17 protein-coding genes are annotated in these 25328 nt (G+C 68.9%); 8 read left to right on the plus strand and 9 right to left on the minus strand.

Translation table 11 applies throughout. The annotated features are described in order from the left end of the window. Window positions 1-80: 80 nt before the first annotated feature. On the plus strand, window positions 81-1001 hold the full coding sequence (locus ACPEH1_RS05445) for an LpxL/LpxP family Kdo(2)-lipid IV(A) lauroyl/palmitoleoyl acyltransferase (RefSeq protein ID WP_017355402.1): 921 nt from the start codon (window positions 81-83) through the stop codon (window positions 999-1001). A 19-nt stretch (window positions 1002-1020) separates the two neighbouring features. Here ACPEH1_RS05445 and ACPEH1_RS05450 read toward each other — a convergent pair whose 3' ends face one another. Genes ACPEH1_RS05450 through ACPEH1_RS05460 form a run of 3 tightly spaced genes read right to left on the minus strand, consistent with a single transcriptional unit; the run spans window position 1021 to window position 3664 of the window. Next, window positions 1021-2358 carry an O-antigen ligase family protein gene (locus tag ACPEH1_RS05450; protein WP_423715429.1) on the minus strand — a complete coding sequence of 446 codons (1338 nt, stop codon included), beginning with the start codon at window positions 2356-2358 and terminating at the stop codon, window positions 1021-1023. Beyond that, a complete protein-coding gene (locus ACPEH1_RS05455) occupies window positions 2339-3442 on the minus strand; it encodes a glycosyltransferase (protein WP_423666444.1) in 1104 nt (367 codons plus the stop codon). The genes ACPEH1_RS05450 and ACPEH1_RS05455 overlap by 20 nt, the downstream gene beginning before the upstream one ends. A gap of 24 nt (window positions 3443-3466) precedes the next feature. Continuing rightward, a complete protein-coding gene (locus tag ACPEH1_RS05460; RefSeq protein ID WP_136002930.1) occupies window positions 3467-3664 on the minus strand; it encodes a zinc-finger domain-containing protein in 198 nt (65 codons plus the stop codon). Between the two features lie 375 nt (window positions 3665-4039). On the opposite strand from ACPEH1_RS05460, the gene ACPEH1_RS05465 reads away from it, so the two are divergent. Together ACPEH1_RS05465 and ACPEH1_RS05470 are read left to right on the plus strand one after the other, a co-directional pair. Further along, on the plus strand, window positions 4040-7387 hold the full coding sequence (locus ACPEH1_RS05465) for a GH92 family glycosyl hydrolase (RefSeq protein WP_423715395.1): 3348 nt from the start codon (window positions 4040-4042) through the stop codon (window positions 7385-7387). 2 nt (window positions 7388-7389) lie between these two features. Further along, window positions 7390-8094, plus strand: coding sequence for a basic secretory protein-like protein (locus tag ACPEH1_RS05470; protein WP_313243374.1), 705 nt, complete (start codon window positions 7390-7392; stop codon window positions 8092-8094). 396 nt (window positions 8095-8490) lie between these two features. Here the strand turns inward: ACPEH1_RS05470 and ACPEH1_RS05475 are convergent, their stop codons facing one another. Together ACPEH1_RS05475 and ACPEH1_RS05480 are read right to left on the minus strand one after the other, a co-directional pair. Further along, window positions 8491-10782 (minus strand): NADP-dependent malic enzyme, encoded by a 2292-nt coding sequence (locus ACPEH1_RS05475; RefSeq protein ID WP_136002927.1) that lies wholly within the window; start codon window positions 10780-10782, stop codon window positions 8491-8493. Window positions 10783-11037: 255 nt separating this feature from the next. Next, window positions 11038-12387 (minus strand): dicarboxylate/amino acid:cation symporter, encoded by a 1350-nt coding sequence (locus tag ACPEH1_RS05480; RefSeq protein WP_017357310.1) that lies wholly within the window; start codon window positions 12385-12387, stop codon window positions 11038-11040. 257 nt (window positions 12388-12644) lie between these two features. Here ACPEH1_RS05480 and ACPEH1_RS05485 point away from each other — a divergent pair, with 257 nt between their 5' ends. Both ACPEH1_RS05485 and ACPEH1_RS05490 read left to right on the plus strand, forming a co-directional pair. Beyond that, window positions 12645-13814: an OprO/OprP family phosphate-selective porin gene (locus ACPEH1_RS05485; protein ID WP_017357311.1), complete on the plus strand. Its 1170-nt coding sequence runs from the start codon at window positions 12645-12647 to the stop codon at window positions 13812-13814. A 59-nt stretch (window positions 13815-13873) separates the two neighbouring features. Next, window positions 13874-16525 carry a hybrid sensor histidine kinase/response regulator gene (locus ACPEH1_RS05490; RefSeq protein ID WP_423715397.1) on the plus strand — a complete coding sequence of 884 codons (2652 nt, stop codon included), beginning with the start codon at window positions 13874-13876 and terminating at the stop codon, window positions 16523-16525. A 1273-nt stretch (window positions 16526-17798) separates the two neighbouring features. Here the strand turns inward: ACPEH1_RS05490 and ACPEH1_RS05495 are convergent. The 4 genes from ACPEH1_RS05495 to ACPEH1_RS05510 all read right to left on the minus strand — a co-directional run bounded on the left by ACPEH1_RS05495 (window position 17799) and on the right by ACPEH1_RS05510 (window position 21653). Beyond that, window positions 17799-18446, minus strand: a complete 648-nt coding sequence (locus ACPEH1_RS05495; protein WP_017357358.1) for a LuxR C-terminal-related transcriptional regulator — start codon at window positions 18444-18446, stop codon at window positions 17799-17801. A gap of 75 nt (window positions 18447-18521) precedes the next feature. After that, window positions 18522-19580, minus strand: coding sequence for an ABC transporter substrate-binding protein (locus ACPEH1_RS05500; RefSeq protein WP_017357357.1), 1059 nt, complete (start codon window positions 19578-19580; stop codon window positions 18522-18524). Next, the gene (locus ACPEH1_RS05505; protein ID WP_423715398.1) at window positions 19577-20965 is read right to left on the minus strand and encodes a sensor histidine kinase N-terminal domain-containing protein; all 1389 of its coding nucleotides are present in this window, start codon (window positions 20963-20965) and stop codon (window positions 19577-19579) included. Before ACPEH1_RS05505 ends, ACPEH1_RS05500 begins: the two co-directional genes overlap by 4 nt. After that, on the minus strand, window positions 20955-21653 hold the full coding sequence (locus ACPEH1_RS05510; RefSeq protein ID WP_312707942.1) for a response regulator transcription factor: 699 nt from the start codon (window positions 21651-21653) through the stop codon (window positions 20955-20957). Before ACPEH1_RS05510 ends, ACPEH1_RS05505 begins: the two co-directional genes overlap by 11 nt. Before the next feature lie 182 nt (window positions 21654-21835). Between ACPEH1_RS05510 and ACPEH1_RS05515 the strand changes: the two genes are divergently transcribed. The 3 genes from ACPEH1_RS05515 to phbB are packed head-to-tail and all read left to right on the plus strand — an operon-like array spanning window position 21836 to window position 25138. Continuing rightward, window positions 21836-23017 (plus strand): OprO/OprP family phosphate-selective porin, encoded by a 1182-nt coding sequence (locus ACPEH1_RS05515; RefSeq protein WP_423715399.1) that lies wholly within the window; start codon window positions 21836-21838, stop codon window positions 23015-23017. A gap of 33 nt (window positions 23018-23050) precedes the next feature. Next, complete coding sequence (locus ACPEH1_RS05520; RefSeq protein ID WP_026070985.1) at window positions 23051-24376, plus strand: CitMHS family transporter; 1326 nt, start codon at window positions 23051-23053, stop codon at window positions 24374-24376. A gap of 21 nt (window positions 24377-24397) precedes the next feature. Beyond that, complete coding sequence (phbB, locus tag ACPEH1_RS05525; RefSeq protein ID WP_017357352.1) at window positions 24398-25138, plus strand: acetoacetyl-CoA reductase; 741 nt, start codon at window positions 24398-24400, stop codon at window positions 25136-25138. Window positions 25139-25328 lie beyond the last annotated feature (190 nt).

The raw sequence follows: 25328 nt of genomic DNA on the forward strand, positions 1-25328 counted from the left end.
GATACGGGAGCCCCCCGCGAAAGACACGCGCAGCGGCCGCGTGGACGCACCCGCCAGGGCGTATCCATTAGAATCGGTGCATGTCCGATAACGCGTCCACCGCCACCCGCCCGTCCCTGCGCAATCCGCGCCACTGGCCGATGTTTGCCGTGATGCTGGGCGCCTTCGCCGTCGCGCGGCTGCCGTGGTGGCTGCAGCGCGCGTTGGGCCGCGGCGTCGGCACGGTGGCGTACCGGGTGGCTGGCAGCCGCCGCCGCGCGGCCGAGGTCAACCTGAAGCTGTGCTTCCCCGAAAAGGACGACGCCTGGCGCCAGCGCCTGCTGCGCGACAGCTTCGATGCGCTCGGCGTGGGCATCTTCGAGTTTGCCCGTGCCTGGTGGGGCAGCATCGACAGCATCCGGCCGCAGGTGCAGATCGAAGGCCTGGAGCACCTCCAGCGCATGCAGGCCGAGGGCCGTGGCGTGCTGCTGGTCTCGGGCCACTTCATGACCCTGGAGATGTGCGGGCGCCTGCTGTGCGACCACGTGGACCTGTCAGGCATGTACCGCAGGCACCGCAACCCGGTGTACGAATGGGCGGTGAAGTTCGGCCGCCTGCGCTACGCCAAGGCGATGTATGCCAACGAAGACATCCGCGCCACTGTGCGTCACCTGAAGAAGGGGGGCTTCCTGTGGTACGCGCCCGACCAGGACATGCGTGGCAAGGACACCGTGTTCGTGCCGTTCTTCGGCCACACCGCGTCCACCATCACCGCAACCCACCAGTTGGCGCGGATGACCGGCTGCGCGGTCATTCCGTATTTCCATCGCCGTGAAGGCGGAAAGTACTTCCTGAAGATCGGCGCACCGCTGGAGAACTTCCCCAGCGACGACGTGGAAGCCGATACCGCCCGCGTGAACCAGGCCATCGAGGCGATGGTGCGCGAGGCACCGGACCAGTACCTGTGGATCCACCGCCGCTTCAAGCGCCAGCCGGGCGGCCGCAGCGACTACTACCGGTAGAGCCGACCAACGGTCGTCTCTACCGTGATTCGGCGTCCGTCTCATCCCGCGCGAGCAGGCTTCCGGCGTACAGCGCCGCCAGCAGCAGCGTCAGGCCACCCCAGAAGGTGGAATAGAACGCCAGGTGGGTGTTGAACGGAAACACCGTGACCGCCAGCGCCAGCATGGCCGGGCGCGCGCGTTCGCGTGCGGCCTGCGGCGCGAAGCGCCAGGCACGCCAGGCCTGGGCGACCGCAGCGAGCCACAGCAGCAGTCCCAGCACGCCGGTTTCGGCGAGGATTTCCAGCACGATCTGGTGCGCGTGCAGCGCCGGGCCATCGCCCCACACTTCCGGTCGCTCCGGGGTGGGATTGCAGTCCGGATAGGCATCGCGGAACCCGCGCGCGCCCACGCCGTTGAAGGGATGCTGCTGGATCATGCAGCCGGCGGCGCTCCATATCTGTTCGCGGCCGGACAGCGCCTGGTTGATGCCGTCGCCCTCGCCTTCCCAGGCCATCGCCGTGCGCGCGACCCGCTCGCGCACCTGGGTCGATCCCAGGCCCAGCGCCACCGCCGCCACCAGCCCGACCGCCAGGCATGCCACCAGCGCGCGGGCGCCGAGCAGGCGCCAACCGGAGAACACCAGCACCAGGCCGTAGGTCACCCAGGCCGCGCGCGAACCGGCCAGTACCAGCACCGCGCCAACGGCAGCGGCGGCCAGCGCCCAGCCCCACACCCCCGCTCGCCGGGCGGCGGAGAACAGCAGGAAGGGGGACAGGCTGGCCAGTACCTGGCCGAATTTCAGGTTGCACGGACCCAGCACGCCACTGAGCCGGTCCGCCGCCGCCATTTCCTGCGGCGAGCACAGACCGTGCCCACTGACCGCCCACTTGAGCTGGTCCAGCGACCAGAACAGCGGACTGGTGCCGAGCGCGGCCTGCGCCAGCGCATCGACCGTCCACACCGCCGTGATGGTGGCGATGCCGCCCAGGGTCAGCGCACGGCGCTGCGGCGAGGCCACCGCGATCGCGACGAGCCACATGAACGGCAGATAGCGCAGCCCGGCTGCGGTTTTGCGCCAGGCCGTGCCCGGATCGATGGCATCGAATGCCGAAAAAGCCTGCGGCAGCCAGTACCCCAGGAACAGGATGCTGGTCAGCGCCCACGCCGGGCTGCTGAGCAGGCGCTGCTTGCCGGCCAGCCGCAGCTGCACCATGCGCACGGCTGCATACAGCGCGCCGAGCACCAGCACGCCTTCGGCGACGCCGGGCAGCGGCCACATCGCCACAAAGGCGATCACCCACCACGGCGCCCAACGGCCTGCGCGGGAGGCCGGCGAACCGGGCATCAGGGCCCGCTCAACCGGCGAGGGAGGCATAGAGCTGTAGCGTGTCACGCTGCATCGCCTGCAAGGTAAACGGAATGCGCGACGGCAGCGTGGGCGGTTGCGCCAACAGGTGGCGGGCCTGCGCCAGCAATGCGTCGCTGTCGTGCAAGGGTACCGCGCCGGACGGTTGCAGGTGCTGCAGCAGCTCGCCCACGCCGCCGTGGTTCCAGCCCAGTACAGGTCGGCCCACCGACAACGCCTCGACCACGGTGCGGCCGAACGCTTCGGGTTTGTCGGAGAGCTGCAGCACCAGGTCGCTGGCCGCATACGCCTGCGCGATCTTGGCGGTGGGCGCGGTGATCAGCACGGCGTCGGCCACGCCGAGGCTGCGCGCCTGCTGTTCCAGCTCGGCCACGTACGCCTCACGCCCCGGTTCGCGGGTGCCGGGCATCCACAGCCGGGCCGGTACGCCGCCGGCGTGCAGGCCCGCCAGCAGCTGCAGCGCATGGCGGTGCCCCTTGAGACGGGTACCACGCCCGGGCAGCAGCAGCAGCGGCGCCTCGCCCGCCAGGGCGGGATGTGCCTGCGCCACGGCCAGCCGCGCGCGGCGGTCCTGGCGCGGCACACGCGGGAACTGCGCCGGGTCCACGCCACGCGGGATCACCTGCAGGCGCTGCGGGTCCACGTCCGGGTAATGCTGGCGGACGAAGTCGCGGACGCACCGGGAAACGCAGATCACCCGTTCGCCGCTGGTCATCACCGCGCTGTAGCGGCCCGGTGAGTTGAGCCCATGCACCGTGGTGACCCAGTGCGGGCGGCGCGCGGCCGGCAGGTTGCGCACCGCATACAGGCCCAGCCAGGCAGGCAGGCGGGAGCGCGCGTGCACGATGTCCGCGCCGACCTCGTTGAACAGATTGCGCAGGGTCAGGACGTGTCGGAGGGTCAGCAGCGATTTGCGGCCGATGTCCAGCGTAAGGTGCTCGGCACCGCTGGCCAGCAGCGGCTCGACCAGACGCCCCCCCGCAGACACGACGATGGCCCGGTGGCCAGCGGCAACCAGGGCGGAGGCGATCTCAAGGGTGGAGCGTTCGACCCCGCCGGAGTGCAGCGCCGGCAGCAGCTGCACCACGGTCATGGGGCGCACGGATGCTGGCGCCGGTCAGTCGGCGAGCACGAACACCGAGCCGCAGTACGGGCACGCGGCCTCGCCCTTGGGCTCGTCTTCGATCGGCAGGTACACGCGCGGGTGCGAGTTCCACAGGGCCATTTCCGGCGTCGGGCAGCTCAGCGGCAGGTCGCTGCGGTGCACGGTGTAACGCTTCTCGGCGTTGGCGGGCGCGGTGGCGGTATGGCTCATGGCGTGGACACACAAAGGAATTGCGAGGCCCGCGATTCTAGCACCTGGAGCGCCGCGGGGCCGCTGCCGGTGACGCGGCGGTGATGTCGGCCCGACCCATCCGACCGACCTTTTTAAATCGATCCAAATCGACTGTCAACCAGGCACCGATTCCAGCCGAAATCCGGATTTAGATCGAACTAATTTCACTTGTCAGGGTGGGTCCGCCTGTTGCAGCATCGGACCGGTTCCGATCCACCACCCGATCGCATGGCCCGTCCCCCGCCGGACATGCATCGCCTCTTCGGCCGCCCCCGTGGCGGCCGGTGCGATGCTGTCTGCCGTGGTCGCCGATGCGGGCCCTGCCTGCCGCCTGCCCTTTCGGGAGACCCTTGCATGACCCTGTCCGCCCCCCGCCACGCCCTCCTCCCCCTGGCCCTCGCCGTGGCCTGCGCCGCTGCGGCGTTCCCCGCCGCCGGCCAGGGCCTGCAGACCTCGTTCGAAGCCGGGCAGCCGTCGCCGACGGCCACTGCCGCTGCGGGCACGCTGCGGGTTGTGGTGGGCAACGGACCACGCGCGCCGTACGCGGCCAAGGCCGGGGTGGGCTACAGCGGCCTGCGGGCGCTGCACTACACCAGTGCGGGCGGTACCGCACGCACGCGGCTGTTCGCCACCGACCTGACCATCGATGCCGATACCACGCTGTCGTGGCTGGTGCTGCCGGAAATCGTCGCCAAGGACACCGTCGCCTCCACGTATGTGTCGTTGGATCTGGTGCTGGACAATGGCCAACGCGTCTCGGCGAGCGTCGCACGCGACCAGCATGGCGTGGCGCTGGGCGCCCGCGCGCAGGGCGACTCGAAGACCCTGTATCCGCAGCAGTGGGCGCGCAAGGCGGTCCGGCTGGGCGATGTGGCCGGATTGCGCGGGCGCCGCGTGGTGGCGCTGGAGCTGGAGGTGGCCGCCGCGGACGGCGCGCCGGTGTCGGGCTGGATCGATGACATCGTGCTGGACGCGCAGCCGCGCACAGTGCCGCAGCGACCGTCGGACTGGGTGCTGACCACCCGCGGGACGCAGGCCAACGGCACGTTCTCGCGCGGCAACAATTTCCCGGCCACGGCGGTACCGCACGGCTTCAACTTCTGGACCCCGGTGACCGACGCCGGCGCGTTGAACTGGCTGTACCGCTGGAACGAGCAGAACGATGCGTCCAACCGCCCGCAGTTGCAGGCGCTGGCCCTGAGCCATCAGCCCAGCCCGTGGATGGGCGACCGCCAGACCTTCCAGGTGATGCCCTCCATCGCGCGTGGCGTGCCCGTCGCCGACCGCGCCAAACGGGCGCTGACCTTCTCCCACGACAACGAGCGCGCGCGGCCGTACCGGTACGACGTGCGTTTCGACAACGGCCTGTCCGCTGCGATCGCGCCGACCGACCATGCCGCGCTGTTCCGCTTCGAGTTCCCGGCCGAGGGCGATGCCAACCTGCTGTTCGACAATGTCGACGCGCGTGGCGGTCTGACGCTGGACGCCGCCAGCCAGACCCTGTCCGGCTACACCGACACGCGCAGCGGGCTGTCCAACGGTGCCACCCGCATGTACGTGGTGGCCCGCTTCGACCGCCCGTGGCGCAGCAGCGGCCGCATCGAGACCGGGCGCCCCACCGGCTACATCAAGTTCGACGTCGACCACGACCGGCGCGTCACCATGCGCATCGCCACCTCGCTGATCTCGCTGGACCAGGCGCGCCACAATCTTGCGCTGGAGCTGGCCGCCGACGATGACCTGGAGCGGGTGGCCGCGCGCGCGCAGGACGCCTGGGACGCGCGCCTGGCACCCTTCGACATCGGCGATGCCAGCGACGACCAGAAGACCACGCTGTATTCCAGCCTCTATCGTCTGTATCTGTACCCCAACTCGGGGCATGAAAACGCCGGCACTGCCGCCGCGCCGGACTGGCGCTATGCCAGCCAGGCCAGCGCCGCCGACGACAACACCGACGGCAGCGCTGTGCGCAGCTTCGCGCCGGTGCGCGACGGCAAGGTGTACGTCAACAACGGCTTCTGGGACACCTTCCGCACCACCTGGCCGGCGTACGCGCTGTTCACCCCCGACGATGCCGGTGCGCTGGTGCAGGGCTTCCTGGAGCAGTACCGCGCCGGCGGCTGGGTCGCGCGCTGGTCTTCGCCCGGCTATGCCGACCTGATGGTGGGCACCAGTTCGGACGTGGCGTTTGCCGATGCGTGGCTGAAGGGCATCGGTGGCTTCGATCCCGAAGAGGCCTACGCGGCTGCGTTGAAGAACGCCACCGTGGTGCCACCGGACCGCCATGTCGGCCGCAAGGGCATGGACCGCTCCACGTTCCGCGGCTATGCCAGTGCCGACGTGCACGAGGGCATGTCGTGGACGATGGAAGGGGCGCTCAACGACTTCGGCATCGCCAACATGGCCGAGGCACTGTCCCGTCGCGCGGGCAGCGCTGCCGCGCGCGAACGCTACGCCACCGAAGCCGACTACTTCCGCCACCGGGCCGGCACCTACGCCACCCTGTTCGATCCGGCGGCGGGCTTCTTCCAGGGCCGCAGCGCCGACGGTGCGTGGCGCGTGGACGCCAAGGACTACGACCCGCGCGTGTGGGGCCACGACTACACCGAATCCAATGGCTGGACCTTCGCCTTCACCGCCGCGCACGACGGCGAGGGCCTGGCCGCGCTGTACGGCGGACGCGACGGGCTCGCCGCCAAACTGGATGCCTTCTTCGCCACCCCCGAAACCGCCGACCCGGCCTTCGCCGGCTCCTACGGCGGGACCATCCACGAAATGACCGAGGCGCGCGATGTGCGCATGGGCATGTACGCACACAGCAACCAGCCGGCGCACCACATTCCGTGGATGTACCTGTACGCCGGACAGCCGTGGAAAACCCAGAAGCACGTGCGCGAGATCCTGTCGCGGCTGTACGTGGGCAGCGAGATCGGCCAGGGCTACCCGGGCGACGAGGACAACGGTGAAACCTCGGCGTGGTACGTGCTGGCCTCGCTGGGTCTGTACCCGCTGCGCATGGGCGCGCCGGAGTACGTGATCGGTTCGCCCCTGTTCCGCCACGCCAAGGTGACGCTGCAGGGCGGCGCGGTGCTGACCGTGAACGCGCCGGAGAATTCGCGCGACAACGTGTACGTGCAGTCACTGAAGATCAACGGTCGGCCGTGGACGAAGACCTGGGTGCCGCACGAGGTGATCGCCAAGGGGGCCACCCTCGACTTCGTGATGGGCCCGGCGCCGTCGACATGGGGAACCGGCCCGGACGACGCGCCGCGCTCGCTCACCGCGCGTGGCCAGCGCCCTGCCCTGCTGCATGACCTGCTGGGCGCCGGCGCACAGGCGCAGACCGCCGATGGCGCGGCATTGCCGGCCCTGATCGATGACGATGCCGCCACCACCGTGCCGGTGGGCACCGGGACGATCGTGCTCACCGGGCTGGCCGATGGCGCTGCCACGATGTACACGCTGACCAGCGGCACCGGCCCGGTCCGCGGCGGCGCATGGACGCTGGAAGCGCGTCGCAGCGGCGGCCGCTGGACCACGCTGGACGAGCGACGCGGCGAAGCCTTCGACTGGGCGCAGCAGACCCGGCCGTTCGCCATCGGCAGACCCGGCCGCTACGCCGAGTACCGCCTGCGCATCGCCGCGCCGGGACGGATGCAGCTGGCCGAGGTCGAGCTTCTGGCACCGATGGGGGAGCACTGAGCATGGGCATGACCGGTTTTCTGAAGCACGCGGCCGGCACGACCCTGCTGCTGGGGGCGCTGGGGGCGTTCGATGCGGCCGCGTTCGACGCCACCGAGCACCGGGAGGGTGTGACCCTGACCTACAGCGATCCATCAGATGCGCTGGCCGCCCCGGTGCGGTCACGCATCATCGAGACGTTCTTCGCGGCCTACGTGCGCGAACGGGCCGACTTCCATCCCGGCGCACCGGCGCAGGTGCGCATCGTGATCGATCCGGGCTACGACGGCATCGCGTACGTTGGCGAGAAGGAAAAGGCGGCCACCATCACCATCAACCCGGCCTGGCTGGCCAAACACCCCGACGACATCGACCTGGTCACGCATGAGGCGATGCACATCGCGCAGGGCTATCCGGAGTACGCCAACGAACGCGTGCCGGGCTGGCTGGTGGAGGGCATCGCCGACTACGCGCGCGACCGCTATGGCAGCGACAATGCCGCCGCCGGCTGGGCGCTGCCGACGACGGTGAAGGATGGGCAGAACGTCGAGACCGGCTACCGGGTGACCGGCGCGTTTCTGAAGTGGGGCGAGGCGCGACACCCGGGCCTGGTGAAGGCCTTGGACGGCGCATTGCGCGACGGGCGGTATACACCGGCCCTGTGGGAGCAGCAGACCGGCCTGGCGTTGCCTGCGCTGTGGGCGCAGTACGCCCGGATCGACAGATGAGGCCGGGATGGCATCGCCCACCGCCGGTCGACGGGGCGCATCCGCGCGCCAGGGTATCGGTGGCAGTGCGGAGGGCCGCCGACCAACGGCCGGCCCTGCCTGGTCAGCGTGCGCCGACCAGGCCGGCGTACAGCGCGAACAGCTGTTTGAAGTACCGCTTGGTTTCTCGATGACGCATGACGCCGCTCCGCAGGCTGGCCAATGATGATCTGGTCGGGCCCAGGGTGGGGGCGGCCGCGTGGACCGTCCCCACGGCCGGGCCGCGTGGGGGTATTGGGCCCTTGGGAGGTTGCAGGCGGGTGACGCCTGTGCGGCGCGCGTATGGCAGAGGCACTGCGCGAAACCAGAACGCGCCCCGAAGGGCGCGCGCTGGCAACCGGTCGTGGGAAGAACGCCTTACGCGTTCTTCTCCGCCTCAAGCTGCTTGCGGATCTGCGCATCCACAGCCGCGATGGCGGTCATGTTGAGCACACGGCGCGAGGTCGCGCTGGTGGTCAGGATGTGCACCGGCTTGGCCACGCCCATCAGGATCGGGCCGATCGCCACGCCATCGGTGAACACGCGCACCAGGTTGTAGGCGATGTTGGCCGCCTCCAGGTTGGGCAGCACGAACAGGTTGGCACGGCCCTTCAGCGTGCTGTCCGGCAGCAGCTTGTGGCGCAGCGCCTCGTCCCACGCGGTATCGCCCTGCATTTCGCCATCCACGTTCAGGCGCGGATTGCGCTTGAGCAGCAGCGAACGCACGGTGCGCATCTTCAGCGCATCCCTGGAATCGTGGCTGCCGAAGTTGGAGTGCGACAGCAGCGCCACCTTCGGTTCGATCCCGAACAGCTTCATGCGGTAGGCCGCCTGCAGGGTCGCTTCGCAGATCTGCTCGGCGGTCGGATCCTCCTGCACGTGGGTGTCCACGAAGAAGAACACGCCCTGCTGGTTGATCACACCGGTCATGGCCGAGGTCGAGGTCACCTTCGACTCCAGCGGCAGCACGCTGCGCACATAGCCCAGCTTCTTGTGGAAGCGGCCGACCACGCCGGTCAGCATCGCGTCGGCTTCGCCGCGCGCGACCATCACCGCCGCGATCAGCGTCGGGCGCGACCGCATCAGGTTCTTGGCGGCCGCCACGGTCACACCGCGACGGCCGGTGAGGTTGTGGTAGTACTGCCAGTAATCGTTGAAGCGCGGGTCGTCGTTGATGTTGGTGATGTCAAAGTCGACACCAGCCTTCATGCGCAGGCCCATGCGCTCGATGCGCGATTCGATCACGTCGGGGCGGCCGATCAGGATCGGCTGCGCCAGGCCTTCGTCGACCACGTTCTGCACCGCACGCAGCACCACTTCCTCTTCGCCCTCGGCATACACCACGCGCTGCTTGTCCGAACGCGCGCGGTCGTACACCGGCTTCATCATCAGGCTGGTGCGGTAGACGAACTGGGCCAGCTTCTCGCGGTAGGCGCCCATGTCGGCCACCGGACGGGTCGCCACGCCCGAATCCATCGCGGCCTGTGCCACGGCGGCCGACAGCTCGACCAGCAGGCGGCGGTCGAACGGGCGCGGAATCAGGTAGTCGCGGCCGAAACTCGGGGTCTCATCGCCATAGGCCGACCCCAGGTCGCTGGCCTCGCGGCGTGCCATCGCGGCGATCGCGTGCACGCAGGCGATCTTCATGTCTTCGTTGATCGCGGTGGCGCCCACGTCCAGCGCCCCGCGGAACAGGTACGGGAAGCACAGCACGTTGTTGATCTGGTTCGGGTAGTCCGAACGACCGGTGCCGATGATCGCGTCCGGGCGTACCGAACGGGCCACTTCCGGCATGATTTCCGGGGTCGGGTTGGCCAGCGCGAAGATCACCGGGTCCTTGGCCATCGTCCTGACCATGTCCGCGGTCAGGATGCCCGGGGCCGAAAGGCCCAGGAAGATGTCCGCACCGTCGACGATCTCGGCCAGCGTGCGCTTGTCGGTATCGCGCGCGTAGCGCGCCTTCTCCGGGTCCAGGTCGCTGCGGCCGGTGTGGATCACGCCGTCGCGGTCGAAGGCGAGGATGTTCTCCTTCTTCAGACCCAGCGACACCAGCATGTTGACGCAGGAAATACCCGCCGCGCCCATGCCGGTGGTGGCCAGCTTCACGTCTTCGATCTTCTTGCCGGTGACGACCATCGCGTTGAGCACTGCGGCGCCGACGATGATCGCGGTGCCGTGCTGGTCGTCATGGAACACCGGGATGTTCATCCGCTCGCGCAGCTTGCGCTCGACGATGAAGCACTCCGGGGCCTTGATGTCTTCCAGGTTGATGCCCCCGAAGGTCGGCTCGAGCGAGGCAATGATGTCAACCAGCTTGTCCGGGTCGTTCTCATCGATCTCGATGTCGAACACATCGATGCCGGCGAACTTCTGGAAGAGCACGCCCTTGCCTTCCATCACCGGCTTGCCGGCCAGCGGGCCGATGTTGCCCAGGCCCAGCACGGCGGTGCCGTTGGAGATCACCGCGACCAGGTTGCCGCGGGCGGTGAGTTCGCTGGCCTGCTGCGGGTCGGCCATGATGGCCTCGCAGGCGTGTGCCACGCCCGGCGAGTACGCCAACGACAGATCACGCTGGGTCAGCATCGGCTTGGTCGCTGCGACGCGGATTTTGCCCGGCGGCGACATGCGGTGGTAATCGAGGGCAGCCTGTTTGAAATCTTCGTTGGACATCGCTTTCTGCAGATGAATGGGCGAGAGGAACAGGGGATCATACCCCCGTTGGCGTGGCCGGACCTGTCGCTACGCTGTCGCGGTCATGCTGCAACCGCACATAATCCAGCGCAGCGCGGCGGCCGTTCGCCGGCGTATGCAGGCCAGCCTGCCGCGCGCAGATGACAGCGCGCATCCGACGTTGGGAACAAAACATGGCCGTGCCGCCCCGGCAGGAACGACACGACCATGCACCACACAATCAGATCACCGGGCTCAGTGGGCCGCGGCCGGCAGCGGCGCCGGCAGGTCGTCCACGACCAGCGGCGGCAGCTCCGACTCGCGGCCATCGAGCACCATCGCCAGACGGTCGCGGTCCAGCGCGTTCTCCCAGCGCGAGACCACCACAGTGGCCACGGCATTGCCGATGAAGTTGGTCAGTGAGCGGCATTCGCTCATGAAACGGTCCACGCCGAGAATCAGCGCCATGCCGGCCACCGGCACCTCCGGCACCACGGCCAGGGTGGCGGCCAGGGTGATGAAGCCGGCGCCGGTGACGCCGGCAGCGCCCTTGGAGCTGAGCATCGCCACCAGCAGCAGGGCGATCTGGTGGCCCAGGGTCAGTTCGGTGTTGGTGGCCTGGGCAATGAACAGCGCGGCCAGGGTCATGTAGATGTTGGTGCCGTCCAGGTTGAACGAGTAGCCGGTCGGGACCACCAGGCCCACCACGGACTTGCTGCAGCCGGCCTTCTCCATCTTCTCCATCAGCGAGGGCAGTGCCGATTCCGACGAAGACGTGCCCAGCACCAGCAGCAGCTCGGCCTTCAGGTAGCGGGCCAGCTTGAACACCGAGAACCCGCACAGGCGGCAGACCACGCCCAGGATCACGGCCACGAACAGGAAGGCGGTCAGGTAGAACGAGCCCACCAGCCAGGCCAGGTTGACCAGCGACCCGACCCCGTACTTGCCGATGGTGAAGGCGATCGCGCCAAAGGCGCCGATCGGGGCGGCCTTCATCAGGATATGGACCAGGCGGAACACCGGGGCGGTCAGCGCCTCCAGGAAGGTCAGTACGGGGCGGCCCTTCTCGCCGGTCAGGGCCAGCGCGATGCCGAACAGTACGGCCACGAACAGTACCTGCAGGATGTTGCCCTCGACGAAGGCGCTGACCAGGGTGGACGGAATGATGTCCATCGCGAACCCGACCAGGGTCAGTTCGTGCGACTTCTCCACGTAGGTGTGGACCGCGGTCTGGTCCAGGTCGGCCGGGTTGATGTTCATGCCGGCACCGGGCTGCACCACGTGCGCCACCACCATGCCCACCACCAGCGCCAGGGTGGAGAAGAACAGGAAGTAGGCCATCGACTTGGCGAACACCCGGCCCACGGTACGCAGGTGGGTCATGCCGGCGATGCCGGTGACGATGGTCAGGAAGATCACCGGGGCGATGATCATCTTGACCAGCTTGATGAAGGCATCGCCGAGCGGCTTGAGCGATTCGGCAAACGCCGGCTCGTAGTGGCCGAGGATGGCACCCAGCACGATCGCCACCACCACCTGGAAGTACAGCTGGCGGTAGAACGGCAACGGCTTGGCCGCGAGCGGCGTGGAAGTGGGAACGTGCATGGGAAGCTCCGGCTGTATCACGAAGGAGGCCGGCCGCAGCGGGCGGCATCGGGCGTGGCCTTTTTACGCCGCCGTCCGCGCCACGCAGATAACCTATTGGTACTAGCCCCCCGGTTCAGCTCCCGCCGCTGCCTACACTGCACCGGCACCGCGCCCCCACGGCGACGGGTGGCCGTACCGGCCGGGGCCCTCCCCCACAGTTTTCCGGTCTGCGGCCGTTGTTGTTCTGCCCCATTCCTTTCAGATTGCCGATGCCCATGCGCCCGACCCCCCTGTTCCTCGCCCTGACCTGCCTGACCGCCGCGCCCGTGGCCGCCACTGCGGCGGACTGGGACAACTGGCCGACCAAAGTGGCCTTCAGCGACGGCACCGAACTGGCCGCCACCGCGAACATTGCCTACGACCTCAACGACTTCTCCAACGGCAGCGGCATCGAGGATGCCGATGCGGTGCGGCGCAAGGAGTTCGGCGCCACCCTGAAGAAGAAGGGCGTCTACGACGCGATGGTCTATTACGACTTCCAGGCCGATACCTGGCTGGACGTGTTCGTGCGCGTTGAGAGCAAGGCGTTCATCGGCCGCGACATCGGCCGTTTCCGCGTCGGCTACATGAAGACCCCGGTTGGCCTGGATGCGGGCACCTCCTCGCGCGCCGGCAGCTTCCTGGAGACCGCTCTGCCCGTGCAGGCGTTCTACGAAGGCCGCCGCACCGGTGCCGAATGGGTGCTGGAACGCCCGCAGTACCTGCTCCAGGCCGGCGCCTACGGCGGCAAGGACCTGCAGGGCGACAACCCCGGCACCACCCAGGCAGTGCGCGCGGTGTGGACCCCGTTCAAGGCGGCTGGCGACGTGGTCCACCTGGGCCTGGCGTATTCGCAGGAGAACCCGCGCGGCTACCGCGATGGCCGCGACGTGCACCATGCGGCCAGCGCACGCCTGCGCGCGCGCCCGGAAGCCGGCCTGACCGACATCCGCCTGGTCGACTCCGGCGCCCTGACCACCGCCGATCAGATCCGCCGCACCGGCCTGGAAGGCATCTGGATCCGGGGCCCGTTCTCGGTGCAGGGCGAAGCCCTGCAGACCACCGTTACCCGTGAGGGCAAGCCGGACTACACCGGCCACGGCCAGTATGCGATGGCCAGCTGGGTGCTCACCGGTGAATCCCGCCCGTACAGTGCCGGCGCCGTGGCCAACATCAAGCCGGCCCACAATTACGGCGCGGTCGAACTGGTGGCGCGCTACAGCCGCCTGGACCTGGACGACGCCGATGTCTTCGGTGGCCGCCAGCACGACTGGACGCTGGGCGCCAACTGGTACCTCACCAGCCACTTCAAGTTCCAGGCCAACTACGTGAAGGCCGACGCCAGCCGTCGCGGCGTGCGCACCCGGCCGGAGATCGTCGAGCTGCGCGCACAGATGCACTTCTGATCGACCTGCGCAGGGCGGACGTGCACGCCGCGCCCGCCCTGCGACCGTAGACTGCCGCCATGTACTGGCTCGGCCGCCACCGCACCCTGTTGCTGACCCTGCTGCTGATGATCGGCGGCACGTTGCTGTGCGCGGCCGCGGCCGGTCACTACGCCTGGCGGCGTGCGCTGAACGATGAAAGCGGCCAGGTGCAGCGCCAGCTCGCACTGTACGGCCAGGGCCTGCAGCAGCGCGTCGACCGTTTCGGCACCCTGCCGCAGGTGCTTGCGCTGGACCCGGACCTGCGCCGCGCACTGCTGCAACGCCCGGATGCCGCCGGCGCGCAGCGCCTCAACCTCAAGCTGCAGCAGGCCAACCAGGTCACCCGCGCTTCCACGCTGACCCTGGTCGGGCACGACGGCGTGGCCGTGGCCGCCAGCAACTGGGACCAGGCCAGCAGCAACGTGGGCGAGGACTACAGCTACCGCCCCTACTACCGCCAGGCACTGGCCACCGGCCACGGCCGTTTCTACGGCATCGGCATGACCACCGGCGTACCCGGCTACTACCTGTCGCAGGCAATCGAGGACAACGGTCGTCGCATCGGCGTGGTGGTGATCAAGATCGAACTGGCGGCGCTGGAGCAGGAATGGCTGTCCAGCCCCGACGTGGTGCTGGTCAGCGACGAACACGACGTGGTGTTCCTGGCCAACCGCGATGCGTGGCGCTATCGCCTGCTGCGCCCGCTGGGCGCGGCCGAGCGGCGCGAGATGCTCGACAGCCGCCAGTACGCCGACCGCTCGCTGCAGCCACTGCGCGCACGCACCGGCAGCGTGCTGGACGATGGCGGGCGGATGGTGCGCCTGCTCGACCCCGTGCTCCCCGGCGAGATGCTCTGGCAGACCCTGGCGCTGCCGGAAGAACAGTGGAACCTGCACCTGCTGCACGATGCCGGCGCGGCCACCAGCGCCGGGCGCAGTGCCGCCATCGGCGGTGGCGCGGCGTGGCTGGCACTGGGCTTCCTGGTGCTGTTCGTGCAGCAGCGGCGGCGCCTGGCCGCGCATCGCCAGCGCAGCCGGCGCGAGCTGGAGAGCGTGCTCAAGCAGCATGCACAGGAGCTGCGTACCGCGCAGGACGGGGTGCTGCAGGCCGCCCAGCAGGCCGACAGTGGTCTCAGCCGCAGCCTGGCGCACCTGCCGCAGGGCGTGGTGGTGATCGACAACGAACAGAAGCTGGTGGCATGGAATGCGCGCTATCTGGAGCTGTTCCGGTTTCCGTCCGGCCTGATCCAGGTGGGACGGCCGATCGAAGAGATTTTCCGCTTCAACGCACGCCGCGGCCTGCTCGGCCCGGGGCCGATCGAAGAAGCAATCGAGCGTCGCCTCAACCATCTGCGCAGCGGCCGCCCGCACATGCGCGAGAGCGAGAAGGACGACGGCACCGTGCTGGAGATCCGCGGCAATCCGCTGCCCGATGGTGGCTTCGTGACCAGCTATGCGGACATCACCAGCTACAAGAACACCGCGCGCGAGCTGCGCTCGCTCGCCGATGCGCTGGAGCATCGCGTGGCCGAGCGCACCCGCGATCTCGACGAGGCGCGGCGTGAGGCCGAGCGCGCCAACCGCTATAAATCGCGTTTTGTGGCCTCGGCCGTGCACGACCTGCTGCAGCCGCTCAACGCAGCGCGCATGTTCGTCTCGGTGCTGCGCGGCAAGCTGCAGGGCGATCCGCGCGCACTGAGCGAGCATGTCGATGCGGCACTGGCTGCGCAGGACGCCATCCTCAACAGCCTGCTGGACATTTCGCGGCTGGAATCGGGCACGCTGCAGACCCGCGTGCAGCCGTTCGCACTGTCGCCGCTGCTGGAAACGCTGGCCCGCGAGTTCGGTATCGCCGCCGACGCGCGCGGGCTGCAGCTGCGCTGGGTGGATACACGCGCGGTGGTGGTCAGCGATGAGGCGCTGCTGCGGCGCATCCTGCAGAACTTCCTGTCCAATGCGCTGCGCTATACCCCGCGCGGCCGCGTGCTGCTCGGGTGCCGCAGGGTGGGCGACCAGCTGCGCATCGAGGTGCACGACCAGGGCCCGGGCATTCCGGAGAGCCTGCAGGGCGAGATCTTCGAGGAATTCCGCCGGTTGGATGACGGCGTGGACCAGGAGCGCGGGGCGGGCCTGGGACTGGCCATCGTGGAGCGCATCGGGCGCCTGCTCGGCCATCGCATCGCGCTGCGCTCCACGCTGGGACGCGGCAGCGTGTTCAGTGTGGAGGTACCGCTTGGCGAGGCCAGCGACGTGGCACCGGCGATGTCCGCCGCAGCATCGCCAGCGTCGCCCGACCCCGGCGACGACAGCCCGCTGCGCGGTTGCCGGGTCTGGAGCATCGACGACGACCCGCGCGTCTGCACCGCCACCCGCACGCTGCTGGAGCGATGGGGCTGCCGCGTTGATCTCGCCGACGGCCCGCAGGCTGCGCTGGACGCAGCCACGCCCGACAGCGTGCCGCAATTGGTGCTGCTGGACGTACGCATGGGCGACTTCGCCGGCCCGGCACTGTACGAAGACCTTGCCGGGCGCTGGAAGAGCCGTCCCCCGGTGATCCTGGTAACCGCCGAGCGCGATGAGGCACTCAGGGCCAGCGCCGCTGACAAGGGCTGGGGGTTCCTCGCCAAGCCGGTCCGCCCGCCAGCGCTGCGCGCATTGATGACGCAGCTGCTGGTGCGCCACCGCGGATAGAACCATTGCTTTTGTAGAGCCGACGCCCAGTCGGCTATCGCGCGAAGCGCGGGGGTTTAAAGGTCGGAAGCCGCCCTGTCGTGCGCGACGCAGGGTTATCGGTGGCGGAGCGGAAAGCAGCCGGCCAGAGGCCGGCTCTACGGGTATCGGACGCCGGCTGCCGCGCGCAAAGCCGGATGTTCGGGTATCGGACGCCGCCTTTGTAGAGCCGACGTCCAGTCGGCTATCGCGCGAAGCGCGGGGGTTCAAGGGGTCGGAAGCCGGCCCATCGCGCGCGGTGCAGAGTTGTCGGTGGCGGAGCGGAAAGCAGCCGGCCAGAGGCCGGCTCTACGGGTATCGGAGGCCGGCTGCCGCGCGCAACACCGGATGTTCGGGTATGGGACGCCGCCTTTGTAGAGCCGACGTCCAGTCGGCTATCGCGCGCAGCGCGGGGGTTTAAAGGTCGGAAGCCGCCCTGTCGCGCGCGGCGCAGGGTTGTCGGTGGCGGAGCGGAAAGCAGCCGGCCAGAGGCCGGCTCTACGGGTATCGGACGCCGGCTGCCGCGCGCAACACCGGATGTTCGGGTATGGGACGCCGCCTTTGTAGAGCCGACGTCCAGTCGGCTATCGCGCGCAGCGCGGGGGTTTAAAGGTCGGAAGCCGCCCTGTCGCGCGCGGCGCAGGGTTGTCGGTGGCGGAGCGGAAAGCAGCCGGCCAGAGGCCGGCTCTACGGGGATCGGAGGCCGGCTGCCGCGCGCAACACCGGATGTTCGGGTATCGGACGCCGCCTTTGTAGAGCCGACGTCCAGTCGGCTATCGCGCGCAGCGCGGGGGTTTAAAGGTCGGAAGCCGCCCTGTCGCGCGCGGCGCAGGGTTATCGGTGGCGTAGCGGAAAGCAGCCGGCCAGAGGCCGGCTCTACGGGTATCGGACGCCGGCTGCCGCGCGCAACACCGGATGTTCGGGTATCGGACGCCGCCTTTGTAGAGCCGACGTCCAGTCGGCTATCGCGCGAAGCGCGGGGGTTTGAAGGTCGGAAGCCGCCCTGTCGCGCGCGGCGCAGGGTTGTCGGTGGCGTAGCGGAAAGCAGCCGGCCAGAGGCCGGCGCTACGGGTATCGGACGCCGGCTGCCGCGCGCAACACCGCATCTTCGGGTATCGGACGCCGCCTTTGTAGAGCCGACGTCCAGTCGGCTATCGCGCGCAGCGCGGGGGTTCAAGAGGTCGGAAGCCGGCTCATCGCGCGCGGCGCAGAGTTGTCGGTGGCGGAGCGGAAAGCAGCCGGCCAGAGGCCGGCGCTACAGGTCGGTGGCGCTGCCTTCCGGTTCCAGGGCTTTGACGAGCACGGCCGCCTGGGTGCGGCTGTGGCATTCGAGTTTCTTCAGGATCGCGGTGACGTGCACCTTGACGGTGTTCTCGGCCAGGCCGAGTTCGTAGGCGATCTGCTTGTTGAGCAGGCCGTCGGCCAGGCACAGCAGCACACGGAACTGCTGCGGCGTGAGCTGGGCCAGACGCGCGGCCAGCAGGGCATCGGATTCGGAACGTTCGGCGGCCATTGCCGGGAACCACACACCGCCCTCGAGCACGGCCGACACGGCCTGGCCGACGGTCTCGGCGGGCGCCGACTTGGGAATGAAACCGGCCGCGCCGAACTGCTGCGCACGGCGGATCACCCGCGGGTGGTCATTGGAGGAGACGATCACGACCGGGATGTCCGGGTGCGCACCGCGTACATGCAACAGCGAGGAAAACCCGCGTGCGCCGGGCATGGTGAGGTCCAGCAGCACCAGTTCGATCTCCGGGTGCTGGTCCAGCGCGGCTTCCAGCGTGGCGGCGCTGGCCACTTCGATCACCTGCGCCAGCGGCAGCGCCTGGCGCAGGGAATGAACGACCGCCGCGCGCAGCAGCGGGTGGTCGTCGGCGATCAGGACGGTCAATGCACTCATGCGGTCATTGTAGTGACGTTGGCGGTTCGCGGCGGTGGTCAGCGACGCATGCCGGCACTGCGGTGGCGCCCGGCGTTACCGGTCCTGCTGGAGCATGCTGCCACGCCAGGCGTCGAGGAACTGGCGGCGCTTGAGCCCGTCCAGGTACACCAGCAGCCCCGGCCCCAGCTGGATCGGCCGGTAGCTGCGCTCGGGCGAGCGCCCGCGCTGCTGCCCCTGCGCCGGCAGGATCGGCATCAACCGCGCCTCGCGCGACAGCACCTGCTGCCCACGCGGCGAGAGCAGGTAATCGAGGAAGCGGCGCGCCTCTTCGGCGTGGCGTGCGCTGCGCGGAATCACCGCCGTGCGCAGCACCACCAGCGTGTAGTCCTCCGGCTCGACAATGCCCAGCGGCGCGCCCGCATCGATGCGCGCCTGCGCATACGAGCCCAGCACGTTGTAGACGAGCGACAGTTCACCCCGGCTGACCTTGTCCAGCAGCACGCCGGTGCGCTCTTCCAGCTGCACCTGGTTGTCGCCCAGCGCGCCCAGCAGCGCGCCGGCCATGCTGCCGCGCTGCCCATCCTGGGTGGCAAGCAGGTAGCCCACGCTGCTGCGTTCCACGTCGTAAGTGCCGACCCGGCGCAACAGGGGCGCGTCCGGCGCGCGCAGCAGTTCCAGCAGCTGCCGGCGCGTGCGCGGAACCCGGGCCGCCGGCAGCGCGCGGGTGTTGTAGACGATCGCCACGGGCTCGTAGCTGATCCCGAAGGCCTCGTGCCGCCATTGCGCCCAGCCGGGCAGCGCATCGGTCTGCGGCGAGCGGTGCGCCAGCGCGTGGCCGTCATTGACCAGCTTGGTCTGCAGGTCCATGCCCGAACTGATCAGCATGTCCGGGGCGGCCGGCCCCGTGCGGTCGCGCAGGTAGCGCGCATACATGTCCTGGGTGATCACGTCTTCGTAGACGATCTCCGTGCCCGGGTGCAGCCGCTGGTAATCGGCGATCACGGTGGCGAACACTTCAATGTCGGTCGAGCCGTGGATGCGCAGGTGGGCCGTGGGCACGCCCTGCGCGGGGAAGCGCTGGACATCGCCCGGCGCGGCAACGGCAGGACCGCAGGCCAGGCAAAGCAGGAGCAGCAGGCAGCGCAGCGTCATGGGTGCATCCTCGGCAGGCGGATGGTGGCGATGAGGCCACCGCCGCCCACGCGGTTGGACAGATCGATGTGTCCGCCGTGGCTGTCCACCACGCGCTTGACGATGGCCAGCCCCAGGCCGGCGCCCCCTGCGGGCGCGCCCTCGCCGCGGGCGAAACGCTCGAACACACGCTCGGCATCGGCCGCGGCGATGCCCGGGCCGTGGTCGGCCACGGTCAGCACGCAGAACCCGGCGGCTTCGGTGAGCGCGATCTGCAGCGGGCCGTCGCCACCGTACTTGAGCGCGTTGTCGATCAGGTTCTTGATCGCTTCGCGCAGCAGCAGCGCGTCGCCGTTGACCCAGGCCGGCGCCGGGCTTGCCGCCAGCTGCACGCGCGGGGCGGGCAACGCCTGCGGCAGCGCCTCGTGCAGCGCCTGGTGCACGATCTCGGCCAGGTCCACCGCAGCGAAGCGTTGCAGATTGGCGCGGTGGATCACGCTGGCGTCGCTCAGCAGCTGGTTGAGCAGCCGGCTCATGTGGGTGGCATTGCGCTCGATCGCCTGCAGGCTGCGCCGCATGTCGTCCGGGTCTTCATCGTCCAGCGCCAGCTGCGCCTGGGCGCGGAGTGCGGCCAGCGGCGTGCGCATCTGGTGCGCAGCCTCGGCCATGAAGGCGCGCAGGGTCTCGTTGCTGCTCGACAGCCGCCCCATGAAGTGATTCAACGCCCCCACCATCCTGTCCATTTCGCGCGGGACCACCGCATCCAGCGGCCGCAGGTCGGACGGTTCGCGGCGGGCCAGTTCACGCTCCACCCGCACCAGCGGACGCAGTGCGCGGTGCACGCCGATGCCCACCAGTGCCAGCGACATCAGCGACAGCACCACGATCGCCACCAGCGCGCGGGTCACCATGTCCTGGGCCAGCACTTCACGGGCGCGGCGGGTCTGCCCGACCTGCACGCGCACCTCGCCCTGCGCCGACGGCGAGGACACCCGCCGCGACACCACCACAAAGCGCACCGTCTCGCCGCTGTAGGGTGCATCGAACAACTGTGGCCGGTCGCTGGGCGTGCGCGGCGGGGCCGGCAGATCGTCGTAGCCGGTAACGGTGCGATCATGGGCATCGGACACCCGATAGAACACGCGGTCCTCCGGTGCCATCGCCAGCAGGTCCAGCGCCGCGTACGGCAGATCGACCTGCCATTGCGCCTCCACCAGCGCCACCGAATCGATGATCGACAGCGCCGAGGACACCAGCAGGTGATCGTAGGAGCGGTTGGCCGCGCGCTGGCCGTAGTCACGCGCGCCGAACAGCAGCGCCACCGCGAACAGCGCCATCAGCCCGCCCAGATACAGCCACAGGGTGTACCGGATCGAGCGTGGCGTGGCGGCAGCCTCAGCGGCCATCGTCCGGCTCCGCAGTCCCGGGGCCCACCACTTCCAGCAGGTAGCCGCTGCCGCGCACGGTCACGATCCGCAGCGGCGCGCCGGCGAGCTTGCGGCGCAGGCGCCCCACATACAGCTCGATGGCGTTGGGGCCGGCGTCGTCATCGAAGCCGAACAGCCCGTTGCCGATCTCGTCCTTGCCCACCACCTGCCCCAGCCGCCCCATCAGGATCTCCAGCAGGCGGAACTCGCGGTTGGGCAGATCGATCGGCTGTCCGTCCAGGCTGACCCGGTGCGCGGCGTTGTCGAACTGGAAGCCACCGACCTGCACCACCTCGCTGGCCTGGCCGCGCGCGCGGCGCAGCAGCACACGGCAGCGGGCCTCCAACTCGCGGAAATCAAACGGCTTGCCCAGGTAGTCGTCGGCGCCTACGTCCAGCGCCTGCACCCGGTCTTCGATGCCGTCGCGCGCGGTGAGCATCAGCACCGGGGTGCTGTCACCGCGCTCGCGCATGCCCGCCAGCACCCGCAGACCGTCCAGCTTGGGCAGGCCGATATCCAGCACCACCAGATCGAAACGCTGGTAGCGCAGCACGCTGGCAGCAGCCAGCCCGTCGTTCTGCCAGTCCACGGCATGGCCGCTGCGGCGCATGCGACGGACGATCGCATCGGCCAGGTCCGGGTTGTCTTCCACCAGCAGGATGCGCATCGGTCGGGATCGGGAACGGTGCGCGAATGCTAGCGCGTACGGCCGCCGTCGTGCGATGCGCTGCGGTGCAGCAACCGCTGACAGGTGGATGACAGCTTCCCGGCACTAGGCTGCGCGCTCGCATCGCCCCGTGCCGATGTGCTTGCCGTCACCCCATCGACAACGTGTACCTGGGAGGGTCCGTGGAACTGAATTCGCTGCGCTGGCGCGCGCCTGTTGCCTGCACCCTGCTGTTGCTGGGCGCCCCCGGTTGGGCCGCCGACGGCAGTGACGACGACCGCCCCGTCACCGCCAGCGTCGGCGGCCGCCTGCACCTGGACTTAGCCGACTTCGACAACGACAGCCGCGGCACCCCGAACAAGGACGACACCGAAATCCGCCGCGCGTGGATGGACGTGTCCGGTCGCTTCTTCGCTGTGGACTACAAACTGGAAGCGGATTTCTCCGGTGACCGTGTCGAGGCCAAGGACGTCTATGTCAGCCGCGACTTCAGCGGCGGCAAGCTGACCGTCGGCCAGTTCAAGCAGTTCTTCTCGCTGGATGACCGCACCAGTTCCAATTACGGCTCCTTCCTGGAGCGCGGCAACGCCGGCACCACCTTGGCCCCGCTGTACCGGCTGGGTGCTTCCTGGCAGGCCGCCAAAGGCGATATGACCTGGGCCGCCAGCGCCTACAGCCTGGAGAGCATCGATACCTGGCAGGTCAAGGGCCGCGCCGCCGGCGGCCGGGTCACGTGGGCGCCCGGCGCCACCGCCGGCGACGTATTGCACCTGGGCCTGTCGCTGGCCCACGAGCGCTATGACAACCCCGGCGCGAACGGCGTGCCCGGGCTGAAGATCCGTCCGCGCCCGGCCGGCCACCTGTCCGACAACAGCCGGCTGACGCTGGTCGACTTCTCGGCCGGCCGAGATACCGACGTCAACAAGTGGTCGATGGAGTATGCGCAGGTGCGCGGGCCGCTGTCCTGGCAGGGCGAATTCAGCGGCGCCACCTTCGACGATGGCAGCCAGCGCGCCAAGGTGATGGCCGGCTATGGCCTGGTGAGCTGGTTCGTCACCGGCGAATCGCGGGCGTATGACCGCAAGACCGGTCGCTTCGCACGGGTCAAGGACCTGCGCCACAAGGCAGGTGCCTTCGAGCTGGCGCTGCGCTACGACCAGATGCGCGGCGACCAGCACCTGATCGGCCAGCCGGACCTGATCGATGCGCGTACCGACGCCTGGACGCTCGGCGGCAACTGGTACATGCGCCCGAACCTGCGCTTCATGCTCAACCTGATCGAAAGCCGCAACCGTGACCGCCTCGCCGACGCCACCGTGGACCGCACCCGCGCGGTGACCGGCCGCCTGCAGTTCGATTTCTAACCCCACCCCCACGTTGCAAGGAGTCCGCAGATGATGCTGAGCATCCTCGGCTTTGGCATGGTCATTACGTTCATGTATCTGATCATGAGCAAACGACTGTCGCCGCTGGTCGCCCTGATCACCATCCCGATCGTGTTCGCCATCATCGGCGGCTTCGGCGCGGGCATCGACGAGATGATGCTGGAAGGCATCAAGAAGATCGCGCCCACCGGCGTGATGTTGATGTTCGCCATCCTGTACTTCGGGGTGATGATCGATGCCGGGCTGTTCGACCCGCTGGTGCGGGTGATCCTGCGCATGGTCAAGGGCGATCCGATGAAGATCGTGCTGGGCACCGCCGCGCTGGCGATGCTGATCTCGCTGGATGGCGATGGCTCCACCACCTACATGATCACCGTCTCGGCAATGCTGCCGCTGTACCAGCGGCTGGGCATGAACGCGTTGAACATGACCTGCGTGACCATCCTCGCCGGTGGCGTGATGAACCTGACCCCGTGGGGCGGCCCTACCGCGCGTGCCGCCACCGCGCTGCACGTGGACCCGGCCGATGTGTTCGTGCCGCTGATCCCGGCGATGGTGCTGGCGTGCGCGTCGGTGCTGCTGCTGGCCTGGTACCTGGGCCTGAAGGAGCGCCGCCGGCTCGGCGTGGTCAGCCTGCCTACGGGCGGCTCGTGGATGGACGCCAGCGTTTCCGACGATGGCGCCCTGCCCACTCTGGACGACGCCGAAGACACCAAGCGCCCCAAACTGCTGTGGGTGAATCTGGGGCTGACCCTGGCGCTGATGACCGCGCTGGTGCTGGGCGTGCTGCCGATGCCGGTGCTGTTCATGGTCGGCTTCGCCATCGCGCTGGTGATCAACTATCCGAACCTGGCCGAGCAGCGCCGCCGCGTGGTCAACCATGCCGGCAACGTGCTGTCGGTGGTGTCGCTGATCTTCGCCGCCGGCATCTTCACCGGCATCCTCAACAACACCGGCATGGTCGAAGCGATGTCGCACAGCTTCCTGGCGGTCATCCCGGATGCCTGGGGTCCGTACCTGGCGGTGATCACCGCGCTGGCATCGATGCCGTTCACCTTCTTCATGTCCAACGACGCGTTCTATTTCGGCGTGCTGCCGATCCTTTCCGAGGCCGCCGGCAACTACGGCATCACCCCGGTGGAAATGGCGCGCGCCTCGCTCGCCGGCCAGCCGGTGCACCTGCTCAGTCCGCTGGTGCCGTCCACCTATCTGCTGGTGGGCCTGGCCAAGGTCGAGTTTGCCGACCACCAGAAGTTCACGCTCAAGTGGGCCGTGATGGTCTCGCTGGTGCTGATGGCCGGCAGCCTGCTGTGCGCCCTCTACCCCTTCGCCGCCTGACCCTCATCCAGGAGATTCGCCATGACCCTTCGCATCGCGTACGTGACCAGTGGCATGGGCAGCGTCGGCACCGCCATCTGCCAGAAGCTCGCCCGCAACGGCCACACCGTGGTGGCCGGCTGCGCCCCGAACTCGCCTCGCAAGTCGGCCTGGCTGCGCGAGCAGCGTGAGCTGGGCTTTGATTTCATCGCCTCCGAGGGCGACGCCACCGACTGGGCGTCGACCGTGGCCGCCTTCGCCAAGGTCAAAGCCGAAGTCGGCGAGATCGATGTGCTGGTCAACAACGCCGGCGGCAGCCGCGACGTCCTGTTCCGGCAGATGACCCAGGACGACTGGAACGCGGTGATGGGCTCCAACCTGCACGCGCTGTTCAACATCACCAAGCAGGTGATCGACGGCATGAGCACGCGGGGCTGGGGACGCATCGTCAACATCGGCTCGGTGAGTGCGCACAAGGGCCAGATCGGCCAGGTCAACTTCGCTACCGCCAAGGCCGCCATGCATGGCTTCAGCCGCGCGCTGGCCAACGAAGTGGCTACCCGCGGCGTCACCGTCAACACCATTTCGCCGGGCTACATCGCCAGCCAGGCCATCAGCAGCTTCCCGCCGGACGTGCTGGACCGGCTGGCGGCGTCCGTGCCGATCCGCCGCCTCGGCAAGCCGGAGGAAGTGGCCAGCCTGTGCGCGTGGCTGGCCTCGGATGACGCGGCGTATGTGACCGGCGCCGACTATGCCGTCAACGGCGGCCTGCACATGTTCTGAGTCCGCACGAACGTCACCGTGGGCGGCACGGTGACGTTGGTTGTCCCTGCGGCAGTGCATCACGCGGAATGATGCACACCGCTGACGATGACACGTGCGTTTCCCATCGGTGTTGATCGCACACACCTATCGGAATCTACGCCATCTTTTGAATATCCCCTGCGTATCGACGCTATTGCCTCTGTCGGCG

It is taken from the genome of Stenotrophomonas sp. NPDC077421 (genome assembly GCF_049545505.1).
Taxonomy (GTDB): domain Bacteria; phylum Pseudomonadota; class Gammaproteobacteria; order Xanthomonadales; family Xanthomonadaceae; genus Stenotrophomonas; species Stenotrophomonas nematodicola.